The organism is Bartonella sp. PS7NMGDW (genome assembly GCF_042193585.1).
In the GTDB taxonomy this organism is placed as follows: domain Bacteria; phylum Pseudomonadota; class Alphaproteobacteria; order Rhizobiales; family Rhizobiaceae; genus Bartonella; species Bartonella grahamii.
Window position 1 is genome coordinate 1 of record NZ_JBHILX010000121.1, and the last position, 639, is coordinate 639.

Consider the following 639-nt stretch of genomic DNA (forward strand, 5'->3'; position numbering starts at 1 on the left):
GGCTTTATTGAAAAGGAAGATAACCTCTCTCATGAGGGAAATTGCTGGGTGTATGATGAGGCTCTTGTGTTTAAAAATGGTCACGTTTATGAAAATGCAAGGGTTTTTGGCAATGCTGCCACTTGTGGTCATATCTATGGTCATGCGTGGGTTTATGACAATGCTATCGTTGCTGGCTATGTCTATAATAATGCCCATGTTTATGGCAATGCTGTTATTTCTGATAATTCCCATGTCTATGGTAATGCTCATGTGTATGGCAAGGCTATTATTTATGATAATGCCTATGTTTATGACAATGCTAGGGTTTATGAAAACGCTCGTATAGCAAATAACGTGCATGTTTTTGAAAATGCTCATATTCATGGAATTGCTGTTATTCGTGAAAATGTCGGCGGGTCTACTAAAATAAAAACCTATACTGAACGTCTCTCTCCTTATGGTGAATTAGAGATTGTCTGGGTCTAATCTAAAGCAGTGTAAATGAAAGTACAGGCGTGGCGGGGGCGCCCCTCTTTCAAATTTTCCCATTCCAAATTTTATCAAATGTTTATCACATTAGATTGTGAGGGTATCTCTATGTGCAAAAAATACGAATTAACCAGTGAAATCAAAAAAATCAAACATGCTCTTACTCGA

Annotated in this window: 1 protein-coding gene; it reads left to right on the forward strand. The window is 37.7% G+C overall.

Annotated features, from left to right (window positions below; translation table 11 throughout):
* The coding region (locus ACFIKJ_RS09655) for a hypothetical protein (protein WP_375670572.1) at positions 1 to 468 on the forward strand (468 nt) is incomplete at its 5' end.
* Positions 469 to 639 lie beyond the last annotated feature (171 nt).